Below are 15,040 nucleotides of genomic sequence, written 5' to 3'. Positions count from 1 at the left end.
CACCACCATTAGTTTCTAATTAACCTTCTTTTGATTACCTAACAAATGAAAAGGTTTACATGCATTGATTACATAAATTTCGACAACCATTTCCAATATCCTCTATAAAACGATATAAAATAATAAAAAAAGCTTTCTCCAATATAACCCACACTGGAGAAAGCTTCCATGGTACTATTTTCCTGTTTTCTTTCGCATCATATCCCACTTTTTAACAGGATTCTCTACTTTTATCTGAACTAACTGTAAGGGATGTCTAGCCGCGGTTAATTCTTGACCCGCTTCATCTTGAATAACGCCAACCGTTTGTTTAAATTGCGTCCCTTCAGGACCGAAAAACTCAATTTCTTGGCCTGGCTTGAAATGATTCCTTTGCTGAATAAGGGCAACACCAGTTTCTGCGTTATACCCCATAACCAATCCAACGAAATCAAAGCCAACGACCTTATCTTCTGGTTCAAAAATGTGATCCTCATGACCTGGTGCTTCATAAAAGAATCCATCGTTCAAAGGGCGATTCGCCGCTTTATGAATCTCATCCTGCCAAACAGGATTGAGCTTGAAATGTTCAGGATCCTCGAAATAAGCATCAATCGCCTGACGATAGGCATTCACGACCGTTGCCACATAATGAATGCTCTTCATTCTGCCTTCGATCTTGAAGCTATCCACACCAGATTCGATCATATCGGCAATGTGGTCAATCATGCTCAGATCCTTGGACCCCATGGTAAAAGCATCGTCATCCTCAGCAAACATTGGGAAATCCGTTGCCAATGGCGCATCAAGCGGCTGATCCTTTGTGAAGAGATCATATTTCCAACGACACGATTGCGAGCAGCCTCCGCGGTTCGAATCGCGATCCGTAAAGTGATTGGATAACACACACCGGCCCGAATACGAACTGCACATAGCGCCATGAATAAAGGCTTCAATTTCGACATCCACGTGCGCCTTGATTTCATCGATTTCCTGCATGCTAACCTCACGCGCCAATACGACACGTTCGATGCCTTGATCTTTCCAGAACTGAACCGTTTGCCAGTTCATCACGGACTGCTGCGTACTAACGTGAACTTCGAGCTCAGGAGCAACGCGTCGACACGTTTCCATGATGATGGGATCTGCGGCAATAATAGCAGAAATACCAACCTCTTGCAGCCCGCGTAAATACTCATCTAAGCCTTCAATATCCTCATTATGTGCATAGATATTCGTTGCCACGAATACTTTGGCGCCATATTGCTTCGCAAATTCGACCCCTTCACGCATTTCCTCTTTGGAGAAATTGTCGGCATTCGAACGTAAACCATACTTCTGTCCACCGATATATACAGCATCTGCGCCATAATGAATCGCAAATTTCAGCTTTTCCAAATTACCTGCTGGAGCTAAAAGCTCCGGCTTATCAAGTCTTACACGCTTACCCCTGGCTCGTGCTTCTACGGCTGTAGTCATCTAGGAGAGCACCTTCTTTCTTCGATCAATATACCTGTTCTTTATAGAAAAACCCGAAACTTAGCTCACGCTCAGGATCTTGAAGCGCCACAATCGCATCCAGCCACTTTTGATGAAACTCATAGCCTTCAGGATTCGCAATATAAGCATCAATCGCAGCGCGATAGCTTTTTACGACCGTTTCATTGTACTCTGATGATTTGAGCAAGCCTTCAATTTTCAAACTATCAATATTCCCATCGATAAGCTCTGGCAAATTCTCAAGCATACAAAAGTCTTCGGAACTCATAATGTGCGTACCATTACAATCCTCATAGACAGGATAACGTTGGTCGCGTCGTTCGTGTTCAATAAGAAATAGTCCACGCTCTTTCGAACGGTCCTCTTCCGTCTTTGTCCCTTGATGTGCCATATAATTTTTGACCAGCTCGCGCTTGGAGTGATAAATATTCGTAATCCCATGCACTTGAACTTCAACAGCAATCTCTGACTTCGCTTTAAAATCAAGCACCTGTTCCATGTTCAACTCTCTAGCGAGAACAACACGAACTGCGCCTTGCTTACCCCAATAATTCGCGGTTGCATAATTCGTCGAGGTCATTTCCGCATTCCAATGAAGCGGCAGCAACTCAGGTAATTGACGAGCCGTCATGAGGACAGCTGGATCTCCGAAAATGATGGCGTCAACGCCATGTGCCTGGATGGCAGCTAAGTACTCCTTTAAACCTTCGAGTGTTTGATTGTCCAAAATATTATTGACCGCGACATACACTTTCGCATTCCGTTCGTGAGCCCATGCGACTGCTTCCCCGATCTCGTTCAGCTTCACTTCGCCAGGCAGCCGAAGCCCATAGCGATCTTCCCCTATAATTACGGCATCTGCACCTGCAAGTATCATTTGTTTCAGATCAGCCATTGAACCACAGCTGATGACTAATTCTGGTTTATTCACGTGCTTACCTACCTTCTTCTGTCAACTTAATTCGTGGCCTTCTTACTATTGGCAATATTCTTCTTGTGCTCTTCAAAGGTTTCTGCAAACAAATGACCCATGGTTCCATCCTTCTTCGTCACATAGAAAACATATTTCGTTTCTTCTGGATAGATAGCTGCCTTAATGGAAGCCAGACTAGGGCTTGCGATTGGACCTGGAGGTAATCCTGTATTCAAATACGTATTATACGGACTCTGGATTTGAAGATCCTTTTCCAATAAACGCTCTTTCGACTTCTCGAATAAATACTGTACCGTCGCATCAATCTGAAGTGGCATATTCATTTTCAAACGGTTCACGATGACCCCGGAAACAGTCGCACGCTCCGTATCAACAACTACCTCCCGCTCGATCAACGAAGCAATCGTCAGCATCTGGTGTATGGAGAGATTACGAGCCTTCAACTTGTCCTTCCAATCAGGTGGTAGTGTCGCAAGCTTCTTCTCTAGTTGCTCTAATGAACGTTCGACGAATTCCTTTTCGGTAGAGCCTTTCTTAAACTCATACGTTTCAGGAAATATATATCCCTCAAGCCGATGTCTGACATCTTTAGTATCCGGAATGGATGCTGTTGACTCATTTTTAAAGCCCGCAGGATCATCGACAAGCCCCAGAAACGTTTCTTTGTTCCAAGAGCTCTGTTCACTTACTTTGGCCGCAATTTGATCAATTGTATAGCCTTCAGGAATCGTGATGCGAATCATTTCTTCCTTCACAACATCTCCCTTGTTGAGCTTATCAATCATAGCTTCAAATGTCATGCCTGGCTTCATCGCATATTCACCAGCTTGAAATTTGGAGCCCTGCTTTTTAAACTTTAAATAGTACGTGAAAATGGAAGAATTCTTAATGAGTCCCTTTGCTTCTAATTCATCTGCAATCTGTATCGAGCTGGAGCCTTGGGGAATGGATACACGGACTTCCTGATCAGAAGCATCAACTGGCTGCAGCGCACTCGCAATAAACAATCCAATGCCACCTGCTGTGCCGAGAACAAGCAACACAACGATACTAAAGCTAAGCAATACCCATTTCAGTACTTTACGCTTAGGCTTCTGTAATTCTTCTAGCTCATCATCCATATACACAACGCTTCGATTCCTCCTAAGAATGTCCATCATCTAGCCTTTGGCTGTAGCTTACCTTACTAGCATTAACCATATGCACAACAAAACCGAGCGGATATCATCCGCTCGGTTATCTACTTCTCACAAATCGTCTTGCTCAGGGAAAACCATTTCGTCGTATAACTCCGAAACCGTTTCCCACTCATCGTCATCGTCAATGGTAACTAGTTCATATTCACCGTCAACATTGGAAATGACACGAAAAAGGGCAACTTCCTCTTCCTTCTTCAAGGCTTCCGATTGCATAACAGCATATGTTTGGTTCTCATAAACGAATTCTTTCAGAAGTTGATACACCGTCGACTCACTTTGGTCGTCAGACAACAGGATATCATCCCCGTAAGTTTTGCGCAATACATCCGAAGGTGTTGTCAAACTCATGCTTCTTCTTCCTCATCGAACTCCGCCATTAAGGTGTTGAACGTTTCTTCCACAATGTTCCACTCTTCTTCATCATCGATGGTGAAAAGTTTCAAGTCTTCGCCGTCGTCGTCTTCTTCATAACGGAACGCATACACTTCGTCGGATTCTTCGTCTCCGCCGTCTGTAGGCACGACCATCATATATTTCTTATCTGAACCGTCCACTTCGAATTTCATGATAACCTCGAACTCTTCTTCGTTGCCTTCATCGTCCGGGATGTAAATGATTTCTGGTTCTTCTTCACGCAATTCTTCTTTGGACATGTTCATTCACCTCTTCATATTGGCATCCATATACCCTTGTAGAATAAGCTGTGCTGCCATCTTATCAATGACTAGCTTCCGTTTCTTCCGGCTTACATCTGCTTCAAGAAGCGTCCGAGTGGCGGCTACGGTTGTTAATCGCTCATCCCATAGGTGTACTGGTACACTGATCTTTTGTTTTAATTCTTCTGAAAATGCAATCGCAATCTCGCCGCGGGGCCCAATCGTATTGTTCATATTCTTGGGCAACCCGACAACAACCTGCGATACGCCATATTCATTAACAATCTGTATAAGCCGTTCAATGTCTTCTCCCGGCTTATTGCGGCGAATCACTTCAAGCCCTTGGGCCGTCCATCCAAGCTCATCACTTAAGGCGACACCAATGGTTTTATCCCCATAATCCAAGCCCATCCATCTCATGCTGGTTCTCTTTTCTTCTATTTGTGTTGACCCAGATAAGCACGAACTAATTCTTCAATCAGTTCATCCCGTTCCCGTTTACGAATGAGGCTTCTCGCATTATTGTGACGCGGAATGTAGGCAGGATCTCCCGAAAGCAAGTAACCAACAATCTGGTTAATCGGATTATACCCTTTTTCCTGAAGAGCATCATACACCGCCAGCAATACATCCTTCGGCGAAGTTTCGATCTCTTCCGCCTTCACATTGAACTTCATCGTTTTGTCCATGGAACTCATCAGGAGCACCCCACTTCCTTGTGACCTTTGTAAAATAATTGAAAAAACTTGCTTTATACATGTGATATATTCTCTATGGTTTTAAAAATTCCTGTCCATTAGAAAAATAATTATACGAATTGGGAAAGTAGACCCTCTACACTAGCTAGTGCTGCTTGCAATTTAGATGCATCCTTACCACCAGCCTGCGCCATGTCTGGACGACCGCCACCGCTGCCGCCAACTGCCCCCGCGACTTCTTTAATAATTTTACCCGCATGGAAGCCCTTAGAAACCAGATCAGGCGTTACAGCAGCAACCAGATTGACTTTATCTTCAGCAGCAGCGCCGAGAACGATAACAGCCGAACCCAACTTCCCTTTCATCTCATCGACGATGTTACGAAGAGAATCCATATCAGCCGCATTGACTTGCGCAGCCAGAACGGAAACACCAGCAACTTGTTTCACTTGATCTGTGAGAGAACCTGCCTCAATACGATCGAGCTTACCTCGCAGTGACTCATTCTCGCGCGCCAGCTCTTTCAGTTGCTGCAAAGTAGCATCTACACGTTTAGGCACATCAGTGATATTCGACTTCAGCAAACCAGCCGCTTCTTTCAACAATTGTAACTGCCCATCTAAATATTCATAAGCGCTGCGACCAGAAACAGCTTCAATCCGACGTACGCCGGAGCCAATTCCCGATTCACTTACAATTTTGAACAAGCCGATTTGACCTGTATTTTGAACGTGACAGCCTCCACATAGCTCTAAGGAATAGTCGCCGACTTGTACAACGCGAACGATATCGCCATACTTCTCACCGAACAATGCCATAGCGCCCATTGCTTTCGCGTCTGCGATCGCTTTGAGGGAAATATCTACATTCGTGCTATTCCAAATTTGTTGATTCACTCGTTGTTCCACATCTTGCAGCTCTTCACTAGTAATGGAACCGAAATGAGAGAAGTCAAACCGCAAGCGATCTGGCTCAACGAGGGACCCCGCTTGATTAACATGCGTGCCCAGAACTTCCTTAAGCGCTTTATGCAGCAAGTGAGTCGCTGTATGGTTCTTGATGATATCCGTACGTGGTGCGGACGCTACAATCGCTTCTACCGAGTCACCTTTACGAAGTACGCCAGATTCAACAATAACCTTGTGTACATGTTGGCCATGCGGCGCTTTCATCACATCAACAACCTGCAGGGTCACTTGACCATTACGAATCGTACCGTGATCGCTAACTTGGCCACCGCTCTCTGCATAGAAAGGCGTACGATCTAGAATGATCTGACAAGTCTCACCCACACCAACAAGTTCCACGAGCTCATTCTCATGCACAATCGCTTCGATATTAGCAGTAACTACCAATTCATTATATCCAACAAATTCGCTTTTAATCGTCAATTCGGACAGTGGTCCGCCTTGAACCTTCATGCCGCCTTCTTTGTTGCTAGCTGCACGAGCGCGATCACGCTGCTCCTTCATGGAAGCATCAAAGCCGGCACGATCAACAGTTAACCCCTTCTCCGACGCAAAATCCTCCGTCAAATCAAAAGGGAAGCCATAAGTGTCATACAGCTTGAATGCGTCCGGCCCGCTAATTTGATTCGTGCCCGCTTGCTGCGTTTTCTGAACCATCTCGGCAAGAATGATCAATCCGTCGCTCAACGTCTCGTGGAAGCGCTCTTCTTCTGTACGGATTACCTTCTCGATAAACTCACGCTTATCTACAACCTCCGGATAATAAACACCCATAATGTCGCCAACCGTAGGCACTAGCTTGAATAAGAACGGTTTATCCAACCCAAGCACTTTCCCATAACGTACTGCCCGACGCAGCAAACGGCGAATGATATAGCCGCGACCTTCATTTGAAGGAAGAACGCCATCCCCAACGGAGAAAGCTACTGTACGGATATGGTCAGCGATGACTTTAAGAGCCACATCATGCTCTTCATTCACGTGGTAAGCAACACCTGTGAGCTCACACGTTTTCTCAATGATCGGCAAGAACAGGTCGGTATCAAAGTTAGAATCCACATCTTGCAGAATGGAAGCGAAACGCTCCAAACCTGCGCCTGTATCAATATTTTTATTAGGAAGCGGTGTGTAGCTGCCATCGGAATTATGATTGAACTGTGTGAATACCAGATTCCACACTTCTAGGAAGCGCTCATTTTCACCACCTGGCCAGCATTCCGGATCCGACAAGTCACCATATTTATCGCCGCGATCGTAGAAAATTTCAGTACAAGGACCGCATGGACCTTCTCCAATATCCCAAAAATTATCTTCTTTGAGCTTATAAATACGCTCCTCTGGAATGCCAATTTGCTTGTTCCAAATTTCAAAAGCTTCCTCGTCATCTTCGTGAACGGTTACCGAGATCCGATTCGGATCAAAACCGATCCATTGCGGATCCGTTAAGAATTCCCACGCCCAAGGAATAACTTCTTTCTTGAAGTAATCACCAATGGAGAAGTTGCCTAGCATTTCAAAAAATGTATGGTGACGACGCGTTTTACCTACATTCTCAATATCATTGGTACGGATACATTTCTGAGCATTCGTAATCCGTGGATTCTCTGGGATTTCACGTCCATCCAGATATGGCTTTAACGGTGCAATTCCAGCATTAATCCACAATAAAGATGGATCGTTGTGCGGGACTAATGAAGAACTCGGCTCAACCTTATGCCCTTTACTTGCGAAAAATTGCAACCACTTCGAACGAATTTCACTTGCTTTCATCTTTGTGAGCCTCCATATTTAGGATAAGTTTACAAAAAACAAAAAACGCCCCTGCAGCTAACAGGGACGAATCATCGCGGTACCACCCTGGTTATTGGTTTCGTACTCCCCTTGCCAACGGCGTAGAGCGAATCCAATCTCCTTGTGCGGATTTGTAACGGGTCCAACCGGTGGAGTTCATCCACACTCCGAAACGAGCTTTGGGCCATCCTAGCACCGAAAGGTTCTTCCAGCCGATCTTCGCAGTTTTCGCTGCCAAGCGGAACCTCTTCTCTGACGATGAGCTATGGCTTACTAAGTTTCATCAACGCTTTAATTCACATATAGATAAGGCAAATTATAACTTTATGGGGGTTGCCTGTCAATATTAGGGCATTTTACGGTAGAATATAGTCATATGGAGGTGCTTCACATAGATATTTCAACACTTACTTTGCTCGGTCTCATTTTCCCCATCTTCGTCTTAATCATTTACATAATGGTGAAAACAGTCATTAAGAAGCAAATTCCGGACAGCCGTTACAATCCGTTTGACTACATAACGGGGCAATCACATGTCGAATTTCAAGAACAAAAGGAACAAAAAGAGGAAGATGACAGCCAGGGTGATGTGATATTCCAGAATTAATTAGAAAACGAGCCCGCGAATCCGCGTTGCTCCGTTTTTGTTCTTGCAGAATTTATTAGAATTAATTGTGTGAAGCGGCAAAGAAACAGTTTTTTGCAGAATTAGTTAGAAAAAAATTTACTGAGCTCCATTTCCAATTGTATAAATATGCATAAACAAATTCAGAAGCAACACGATGTTCAAGAATGTCTACTTGAAGTCGATCCATTCTTTTCCCCCACATAAGAACCAGTTCTCATAACGGTTTCCGCTTTGGCCGTATTCCGGAAGACACTCAAATTGGGAATACCAGCGTACTGCGCGAAGCTTGGAAAGTCGTATGTAATATCACGACAAGCCGGTTGCAAATCGCTGCCGGCTTGATTGTGCGCTATGTAAATATTATAAAAGCAGTGTTTTTAGAACTGGTTCAAGTGCGTCTGCCATCCGCAGAAAACCAAGATCCGTTGGATGCGAGCCGTCTACTGTGCATTCGAAGAAATCTTCATTACCGAGAGATCCCGAGCCGTCGAAGAAATAAATATTCAAGTCACCTTGCTCCCGCAACTCGTTAACGAGAAATTGTTCGAAACGCTTACGTTCGATTCTGGCTTCGTACAAGTGTGGGGTCAGCTCCTCACGCGCGTAACGAATTCGTGAGACTACCAAAATCGGAGTTAACGGATGCGCCCCCCTATAAATTCCAATAAATTCCGGAAGTGTCCTACGGAAAAGTTCGGTGCTCACGCAATTGCCTTCATAATCAATGACCATACACGCAGGGTCATTAATCTGCGAAATGATTTCGGCAACCTCCGGCTCTCCCTTGCCGCTTCCAGAGAAACCAAGATTAATAAATTCCAGCGGAATTCTTCGGCTCAAAATGTTCGTATAAGCCATGCCAGGCCGCGAGGCGCAGCCGCCTTGCGTAATCGAAGTTCCATAGATGACTACTTTCTTTCCGGAAGCATAGTTGGGAGGAGCGGTTACGGTTGCGCCCTCATCTAAACCGATCCATATCTCCTCCACCCCTTGATAGAGCGGCAAGTTAAGGACGATATTACGCATCGAGGCATTCCAATTGGTAAATAACGCACATTCATACTCGGTGAGAGTGAGGTCATATTTCGTTGTGTTGACGTACCTTAGGGGAAGGAGACTGTCGGGAGAACCCACGTAGCAATCGATGCCGCATTGTCCGGTTGCCGGCATATGTACCATATTGGCTTTGCCTTTCAGTTTCACCCTTACCGATAGAGAAGAGGAATCCGACTGAAACCGGATTTGTCCTCCTGCAGTATGATTGGCTAAGCGATCGACGGCTTCCGGAGTAGCCCCGGATGGTAAAGTCGGCAATCTGCGATAGATTTTTTCTTGCGCAAACCAAGCTAACCCGGAAATTTGAAAAGGCTGCTCCATAGGGGAATACCAATGAATCAAGCCACCGAACGTTTCATTGGGACGCATTCCGGGATCGTATTGCTCTATCAGATTCTTCTCTTTTTTTTCCACATGACCATTCCTTCCATAAACAATGGTGTATAATCGTTTACGACCCAATTCTTATTTACAGGAATGCAAGTTTTGCCTGTACTTTGATTACTGAAGGGGAGCGGTGAAGTTTACGACTATGTTCTCCCCCTACCTTTATACCGGCACTAACCCCCGGCTCTCAGGCCCCTTATACAATTGATCAGAACTCGGTTATGTCCAGACCAAAAATAAATTTTTGCACTACCTTGGCGACACCGTCCTCGTTGTTGGACGCAGTGACTGCATCAGCGATCGCCTTAACCTGCTCCTCAGCGTTGCCCATCGCCACGCCAAGCCCAGCCGCCCGCAGCATCGAAATATCATTCTCGCTGTCGCCAACCGCCAAGACCTGCGCCATCTCGACGCCGAGCAACCGGCAAACCTCCCGCACGCCGCTTTCCTTCGTGATCCCCTTGACAGAGATCTCCACATTGACCGGAGCGGAAGAGGTAATCTCCAGTTCACCCCAGCCGAACAGCTCCTCACGGATACGCGCCACTACCCCCAAATCGTCATGCTTCATGCCAAATTTCATCCAATCCTTTTCGAACAGCTCTTCGCTCCAATTACTCTGGCCGGACAGGCTCTCCACGGAATAGCCCCAGAAATGCGCATCTTCCCGGAGAGCCAGGTCATGCAACCGTCGAACCGTTTCGCGGGGCAAATAGGTGCGAGCCATCAACTGGTTCGGCCCTTCCCAAATCTCCGCTCCGTTCAACATAACCATAGGCGAATCGAGCTCCAGTTCCTCCCAAAAAGAGCTTGCGGTCTGCATCCCCCGCCCTGTAGCGAACATTACGGTTACCCCATGATCCACAGCTTTCCGGAGCCACTTCTTCGTTTCTTCCGTCACCTGCTTATCGTCGGTAAGCAGCGTGCCGTCCATATCCAAAGCCAGCAATTTATATTCAAACATTCCCTTGATCTCCTCTGCGCTTTCTATCCGATTACAGCAACAAACTGTAGACAGGCACTCGCCCAAAACTTCCAATAGCTTGCCCGTCATAAACCAGGTCGGGGTTCTGCGACAGCTTATTTCCTGCTAAGCCTTCACGCGTCCACTTTCATCCAAAGTTACCGGCTCACCCCGGCGAACCGACTCGTAAGCCGCTGCAGCGACAGCAGCCGACCGAAGGCCGTCCTTGCCGGTAATCGGCACTTCCCTATTGTTTCTTATCGCATCGATGAAAGCCTTCACCAGACTGCGGTTCATATCGTCTCCCCAGTGGCTCCACTGGGCTTTCATTCTCTCGTCGCTGTAGACCTCGCTCTTCTGGCCAAAGGCATCGACGGTAAGCAGACCGTTCGTTCCTACAATCTCCATCGTAACATCGCCCCAGTAAGGGAAGGACTTCGTGCGTGACCAGCTGGTATCGATCGAAGCAAAAGCTCCGTTCGCGAACTTCACGTGCAGTATCCCGGCGTCATCCACTGGAATCTCATGAAACAGGGTCGCAGCTTCAGCGTACACCTCCGTTACAGGACTGTCCAACATCCAGTTGAGCAGATCCATGACATGAACGGAATGGTCCAGTAGGGCGCCTCCACCCGACAGCGCAGGATCAATGAACCAACCTCCTGGCATGGTACCTCGGTTCGAGCCTTTCACTCCAACGACCTCGCCGATCTCGCCCCTGTCGATCGCTGCCTTGGCCTGCACAACTGCAGGAAGGAAGCGGCAGGGAAACGCTGTCATCAGCCGGACTCCGTTCTTCTCGCAGGCAGCTACCATCTGTTCCATTTCCTCCACGTTCAAGCCTAGCGGCTTCTCACACAGCACATGCTTTCCCGCTTCCGCTGCGGAAATCGTGACCTCGGCATGATGAACGTTCTCCGAGCAGATGACCACCGCATCACAGCCACTGCTCAGCAGCTCACGGTAATCCGCAAAATAACGGATTTCGGCATCCTCCTGCAAATACGGCTCCACCCGAGCACGGTTCTCATCCGCTATGCCCGCTACCTTCACACCTGGTAGCATCCTGAGCTGGCGATAGAAGCCGGCAGCATGGCCATGGGCGAAACTGATCATACCTATCTTTACAACATTCGTTAACTCAGTCAATACGTCTCTCCCCTTCCTGTCCAACTTCATCACTGTATACGTACCGGACGACCTGTGGCGGCGGATTCAATCGCAGCAAGGCCCGTCTGCAGCGCACTTCGGGCGTCAGCGATCGTTATGTCCGGCTCGGCGCCGGTCTGCAAACATTCCACGAAATGAGCGAGCTCCAAGTAATACGGATTATACATAGAAGGGCTTTTGGGAAGCGTGAGAGCAGGGGTCTCAGGCAAATCGTTATTTACTTTGAACATCTTGAGCGAAACGGCTTCCTCACTGTTAAAGCGGATGACACCTCCACTGCCGGCCAGTTCCACGCTCGTCGTGAAAGGGCCCGGAAAGCCCCAATAGCCCTCGAGATGCGCAATCCCGCCATTCTCAAAACGCAGGGTAGCCAGGGCATAGTCGAGACCCTCGTGCCTACGGTTCATTGCATACACGGATACGGCCTTCCCGAAGATGCTTTGAGCAAAATCAATATCGTGAATCATTAGGTCGAGGATCACTCCACCGCTGATCTCACTATTGGTGTACCAAGTCTTCGCAACACCCGGATTACCGCCCATCCGTCTTGTATGCAGCACTCCGGGCTTCCCGACTACTCCATCTGCAGCCTTGCAGCGTATATCGGTATAGCTTGGGAAGAAGCGAACCACATGACCGATGAACAGCCTTACTCCCTGCTGCTCGCAGACAGCAGCCATCTCATCCGCTTCCTCGAGCGACAAGGCGAATGGCTTCTCGCAAATGATATGCTTCCCGAGACGGGCGGCCCTGAGAACAAATTCCTTATGCATATGCGTTGGTAAGCAGATATCTAAAACCTCCGGACACGCCTCCGACACCATTTGATCGAAATCCGAAAAAGCCTTTGTCTCCAACCTCCCGGCAAGCGCCCGAGCTGCTTCTTCCTGCATATCACACACACCAACAAGCTTAATACCGGGCATTCTAATCCATTCAGCCCCATGGGTACGGCCCATTGTACCACAGCCGATTACAGCAATCTTCATACAGGATTCTCCTTTTCGCAAAACAGCCTTAACCCCCGTTAAATAACTGATAAATGTATCGGCGGAACGTCGAAGAACCGGTTCATGACCAGCCCAGCCGCCAGAACCGAATCGTCCGGTGTCTGCTCCAGCCGAAGAAGTCGGACCTTACGGCAGGATTCCGGAATGTTCTCCAGAATACGCTTTCTAAGCGGGTCCATCAGATAATTTCCCGTATGGTCCAGCACCTTGCCGGTAAACAGTACATGATCTGGGTTCAAGAAGGTGATCAAGTTACTGAGGGCGGAGCTTACCGCCTCGGACATCTTTGCAAGCCACTCCCGCGCAACCGGATCCCCTTCCCGAATCCGATGCCCGAACTCCTCCAGCGTAAATCCCAGGTTGCGTTTCATTCCGCTTCCAGAGACCAGCGTAGTCAGGCAGCCCTTGGCTCCGCAGTGGCACGGCAGGGCTTCGATGCCGAAGAACGTTTTACAATGCCCCAGCTCGCCCGCCACATGTCCGGCCCCCGAATTCAGTTGCTTGTTCATCACATGAGCTCCGCCGATGCCGTAATCCAATTTTACTGTCACGTTATGATTCGATGCAGCCAGGCTTCCGTTCAAATTTTCCACAAGCGCAAGCAGGTTCGCGTCATTCTCCAGATAGACCGGCAGGTTGTAATGCTGCTCAAGCCTTTCCCTTAGCGGGAAATTCCGCCAATGCAGACCGGAAGAAAGCAGCACGACGCCGTCCGTGGAATCGACCAGCCCCTGGATACTGCATCCGATGCCTTTGAGCTGGTTCATCTTCGGCACCCGTTTTAGCAACTGGTCGATCACCTTAACGATGCACTCGACCTTATTCTCATCATGGTCTTCATTACTACCGGAAAACATCGTTTCCGTGACTTCGCAGATGGGTACATTCCGGAAATCAACCAGTGTACCACGCACGTATTTGACCGCAACCTCGATCCCGATGGCGAATAAATTTCCGCTTTTGACGACAAGTGGAACGGGCTTGCGGCCCACCCCGTTTTCCAACGGAACATTTTCCTGCAGAATATCTTCTCTAAGCAGCCTGTTTACAATGTTCGTAATCGTCTGCGGGGTCAGTCCCGTTTTCTCCGCCAGATTTACCCGGGAGATCGGCCCTTCTGCGTAAATCAATCGAAGCACCTTCTGCTGATTCACAGACTTCAGCCATTTACTGCTTGTGTTCTCGTTCATTTGTGCACAAGACAGCTCCTTCCTATCGCTATCCCTTTTCTCTCTACCTAGCCCTTAACCGCACCTAAAGTGGCGCCCTGCATAATCATCCGCTGGAACAGCATGAACACAATGATCGAAGGCACCATCGCAATCATCACCCCTGCAAACAACGTAACCCAATCCGCCGTAAACTCCATCATTTTATTGGCTTGGTACATCTGCACCGCAATCGTGTATTTCTCGGGATCGCTCAAGTAGATGAACGGACCCATAAAGTTGTTATAATATCCGAGGAACTTGAAAATGGCTACGGTAACAATCCCGGGAGTAGAAAGCGGCACGATGACTCGCCAAAAAACTTGAAAGATCGAAGCGCCGTCCATATGCGCACTTTCCTCCAAATCCTTGGGCAGCGACTTCATAAAGCCTCCCAGAAGCATCAAGTAGAATACACTTTCCCCTAAGGCGGACAGCAAAATCAAACCCGTCAGGCTGTTGGTTAAATGTAACTCTCGCATGATTACGTATTGAGGAACCAAGGCATTAATGCCGGGAAGGAATAACGAAAGCATGATCAAGCCCCAAATGAGGTTCCTTCCCTTGAATTCCATCCTTGTCAGCGCATAGGCATTAAGTGTAGTAAAAAAGAGACTTACTACAAGGCTTCCTCCCACATAATAAAGTGTATTTAACAAGGATTGACCGAAGCCATATTCGGTCCAGGCAATGACATAATTCGACCACTGCTGCTTTTTGGGAAGGCTCCAGATGTCCTTGAAAAATTCCGGATTGGACTTCAGAGACTCATAGAACACCCACACCAGCGGAAACAGGATTGACAAAGCCCACACATACAGTATCAAACGCCACACAACGTCCATAAACGTCATTTTTTCCTTCAATTTCATCTTCTCCCCTCTTAAAAAAA

16 protein-coding genes are annotated in these 15,040 nt (G+C 47.4%); 1 reads left to right on the top strand and 15 read right to left on the bottom strand.

Features of this window, described 5'->3' with window-relative positions; all coding sequences use genetic code 11:
• Positions 1 to 174: 174 nt before the first annotated feature.
• The 9 genes from ACSQ8P_RS09780 to ACSQ8P_RS09740 form a co-directional block, all read right to left on the bottom strand.
• Positions 175 to 1,458, bottom strand: coding sequence for a peptidase U32 family protein (locus tag ACSQ8P_RS09780; protein WP_436234987.1), 1,284 nt, complete (start codon positions 1,456 to 1,458; stop codon positions 175 to 177).
• A 25-nt stretch (positions 1,459 to 1,483) separates the two neighbouring features.
• Positions 1,484 to 2,374 carry a peptidase U32 family protein gene (locus ACSQ8P_RS09775; RefSeq protein ID WP_436239490.1) on the bottom strand — a complete coding sequence of 297 codons (891 nt, stop codon included), beginning with the start codon at positions 2,372 to 2,374 and terminating at the stop codon, positions 1,484 to 1,486.
• A 62-nt stretch (positions 2,375 to 2,436) separates the two neighbouring features.
• Positions 2,437 to 3,534, bottom strand: a complete 1,098-nt coding sequence (gene mltG, locus ACSQ8P_RS09770) for an endolytic transglycosylase MltG (RefSeq protein ID WP_436239489.1) — start codon at positions 3,532 to 3,534, stop codon at positions 2,437 to 2,439.
• Positions 3,535 to 3,660: 126 nt separating this feature from the next.
• Positions 3,661 to 3,960, bottom strand: coding sequence for a DUF1292 domain-containing protein (locus ACSQ8P_RS09765; RefSeq protein WP_436234986.1), 300 nt, complete (start codon positions 3,958 to 3,960; stop codon positions 3,661 to 3,663).
• Positions 3,957 to 4,265 carry a DUF1292 domain-containing protein gene (locus tag ACSQ8P_RS09760; RefSeq protein WP_056610485.1) on the bottom strand — a complete coding sequence of 103 codons (309 nt, stop codon included), beginning with the start codon at positions 4,263 to 4,265 and terminating at the stop codon, positions 3,957 to 3,959. Before ACSQ8P_RS09760 ends, ACSQ8P_RS09765 begins: the two co-directional genes overlap by 4 nt.
• A gap of 6 nt (positions 4,266 to 4,271) precedes the next feature.
• Complete coding sequence (gene ruvX / locus ACSQ8P_RS09755; protein WP_068665576.1) at positions 4,272 to 4,688, bottom strand: Holliday junction resolvase RuvX; 417 nt, start codon at positions 4,686 to 4,688, stop codon at positions 4,272 to 4,274.
• Between the two features lie 17 nt (positions 4,689 to 4,705).
• Positions 4,706 to 4,966 carry an IreB family regulatory phosphoprotein gene (locus ACSQ8P_RS09750; RefSeq protein WP_028555746.1) on the bottom strand — a complete coding sequence of 87 codons (261 nt, stop codon included), beginning with the start codon at positions 4,964 to 4,966 and terminating at the stop codon, positions 4,706 to 4,708.
• A 110-nt stretch (positions 4,967 to 5,076) separates the two neighbouring features.
• Complete coding sequence (gene alaS / locus ACSQ8P_RS09745) at positions 5,077 to 7,704, bottom strand: alanine--tRNA ligase (RefSeq protein ID WP_436234985.1); 2,628 nt, start codon at positions 7,702 to 7,704, stop codon at positions 5,077 to 5,079.
• Between the two features lie 91 nt (positions 7,705 to 7,795).
• On the bottom strand, positions 7,796 to 7,963 hold the full coding sequence (locus ACSQ8P_RS09740; RefSeq protein ID WP_157256823.1) for a hypothetical protein: 168 nt from the start codon (positions 7,961 to 7,963) through the stop codon (positions 7,796 to 7,798).
• A gap of 138 nt (positions 7,964 to 8,101) precedes the next feature.
• Here ACSQ8P_RS09740 and ACSQ8P_RS09735 point away from each other — a divergent pair, with 138 nt between their 5' ends.
• Positions 8,102 to 8,332, top strand: a complete 231-nt coding sequence (locus ACSQ8P_RS09735) for a DUF3951 domain-containing protein (protein ID WP_436234984.1) — start codon at positions 8,102 to 8,104, stop codon at positions 8,330 to 8,332.
• A gap of 381 nt (positions 8,333 to 8,713) precedes the next feature.
• Here ACSQ8P_RS09735 and ACSQ8P_RS09730 read toward each other — a convergent pair whose 3' ends face one another.
• The 6 genes from ACSQ8P_RS09730 to ACSQ8P_RS09705 form a co-directional block, all read right to left on the bottom strand.
• Positions 8,714 to 9,823: an SGNH/GDSL hydrolase family protein gene (locus ACSQ8P_RS09730; protein WP_436234983.1), complete on the bottom strand. Its 1,110-nt coding sequence runs from the start codon at positions 9,821 to 9,823 to the stop codon at positions 8,714 to 8,716.
• 181 nt (positions 9,824 to 10,004) lie between these two features.
• Positions 10,005 to 10,760 (bottom strand): Cof-type HAD-IIB family hydrolase, encoded by a 756-nt coding sequence (locus ACSQ8P_RS09725; RefSeq protein ID WP_436234982.1) that lies wholly within the window; start codon positions 10,758 to 10,760, stop codon positions 10,005 to 10,007.
• Between the two features lie 126 nt (positions 10,761 to 10,886).
• Positions 10,887 to 11,939 (bottom strand): Gfo/Idh/MocA family protein, encoded by a 1,053-nt coding sequence (locus ACSQ8P_RS09720; protein ID WP_436234981.1) that lies wholly within the window; start codon positions 11,937 to 11,939, stop codon positions 10,887 to 10,889.
• Positions 11,939 to 12,919 (bottom strand): Gfo/Idh/MocA family protein, encoded by a 981-nt coding sequence (locus ACSQ8P_RS09715; RefSeq protein WP_436234980.1) that lies wholly within the window; start codon positions 12,917 to 12,919, stop codon positions 11,939 to 11,941. The genes ACSQ8P_RS09720 and ACSQ8P_RS09715 overlap by 1 nt, the downstream gene beginning before the upstream one ends.
• Positions 12,920 to 12,957: 38 nt before the next feature.
• On the bottom strand, positions 12,958 to 14,130 hold the full coding sequence (locus ACSQ8P_RS09710) for an ROK family transcriptional regulator (protein ID WP_436234979.1): 1,173 nt from the start codon (positions 14,128 to 14,130) through the stop codon (positions 12,958 to 12,960).
• Positions 14,131 to 14,177: 47 nt separating this feature from the next.
• A complete protein-coding gene (locus ACSQ8P_RS09705) occupies positions 14,178 to 15,020 on the bottom strand; it encodes a carbohydrate ABC transporter permease (protein ID WP_436234978.1) in 843 nt (280 codons plus the stop codon).
• Positions 15,021 to 15,040 lie beyond the last annotated feature (20 nt).

Source organism: Paenibacillus sp. LjRoot153 (genome assembly GCF_964253085.1).
In the GTDB taxonomy this organism is placed as follows: domain Bacteria; phylum Bacillota; class Bacilli; order Paenibacillales; family NBRC-103111; genus Paenibacillus_E.
The sequence above is the reverse complement of the archived record's forward strand: the minus strand, read 5'-3'. Positions and strand labels throughout refer to the sequence as shown.

Coding starts and splice junctions, on each gene's coding strand:
- ACSQ8P_RS09780 (WP_436234987.1), bottom strand. CDS start 1,458: ATGACTACAGCCGTAGAAGCACGAGCCAGGGGTAAGCGTGTAAGACTT.
- ACSQ8P_RS09775 (WP_436239490.1), bottom strand. CDS start 2,374: ATGGCTGATCTGAAACAAATGATACTTGCAGGTGCAGATGCCGTAATT.
- mltG (WP_436239489.1), bottom strand. CDS start 3,534: ATGGATGATGAGCTAGAAGAATTACAGAAGCCTAAGCGTAAAGTACTG.
- ACSQ8P_RS09765 (WP_436234986.1), bottom strand. CDS start 3,960: ATGAGTTTGACAACACCTTCGGATGTATTGCGCAAAACTTACGGGGAT.
- ACSQ8P_RS09760 (WP_056610485.1), bottom strand. CDS start 4,265: ATGTCCAAAGAAGAATTGCGTGAAGAAGAACCAGAAATCATTTACATC.
- ruvX (WP_068665576.1), bottom strand. CDS start 4,688: ATGAGATGGATGGGCTTGGATTATGGGGATAAAACCATTGGTGTCGCC.
- ACSQ8P_RS09750 (WP_028555746.1), bottom strand. CDS start 4,966: ATGAGTTCCATGGACAAAACGATGAAGTTCAATGTGAAGGCGGAAGAG.
- alaS (WP_436234985.1), bottom strand. CDS start 7,704: ATGAAAGCAAGTGAAATTCGTTCGAAGTGGTTGCAATTTTTCGCAAGT.
- ACSQ8P_RS09735 (WP_436234984.1), top strand. CDS start 8,102: ATGGAGGTGCTTCACATAGATATTTCAACACTTACTTTGCTCGGTCTC.
- ACSQ8P_RS09725 (WP_436234982.1), bottom strand. CDS start 10,760: ATGTTTGAATATAAATTGCTGGCTTTGGATATGGACGGCACGCTGCTT.
- ACSQ8P_RS09720 (WP_436234981.1), bottom strand. CDS start 11,939: ATGAAGTTGGACAGGAAGGGGAGAGACGTATTGACTGAGTTAACGAAT.
- ACSQ8P_RS09715 (WP_436234980.1), bottom strand. CDS start 12,919: ATGAAGATTGCTGTAATCGGCTGTGGTACAATGGGCCGTACCCATGGG.
- ACSQ8P_RS09710 (WP_436234979.1), bottom strand. CDS start 14,130: ATGAACGAGAACACAAGCAGTAAATGGCTGAAGTCTGTGAATCAGCAG.
- ACSQ8P_RS09705 (WP_436234978.1), bottom strand. CDS start 15,020: ATGAAATTGAAGGAAAAAATGACGTTTATGGACGTTGTGTGGCGTTTG.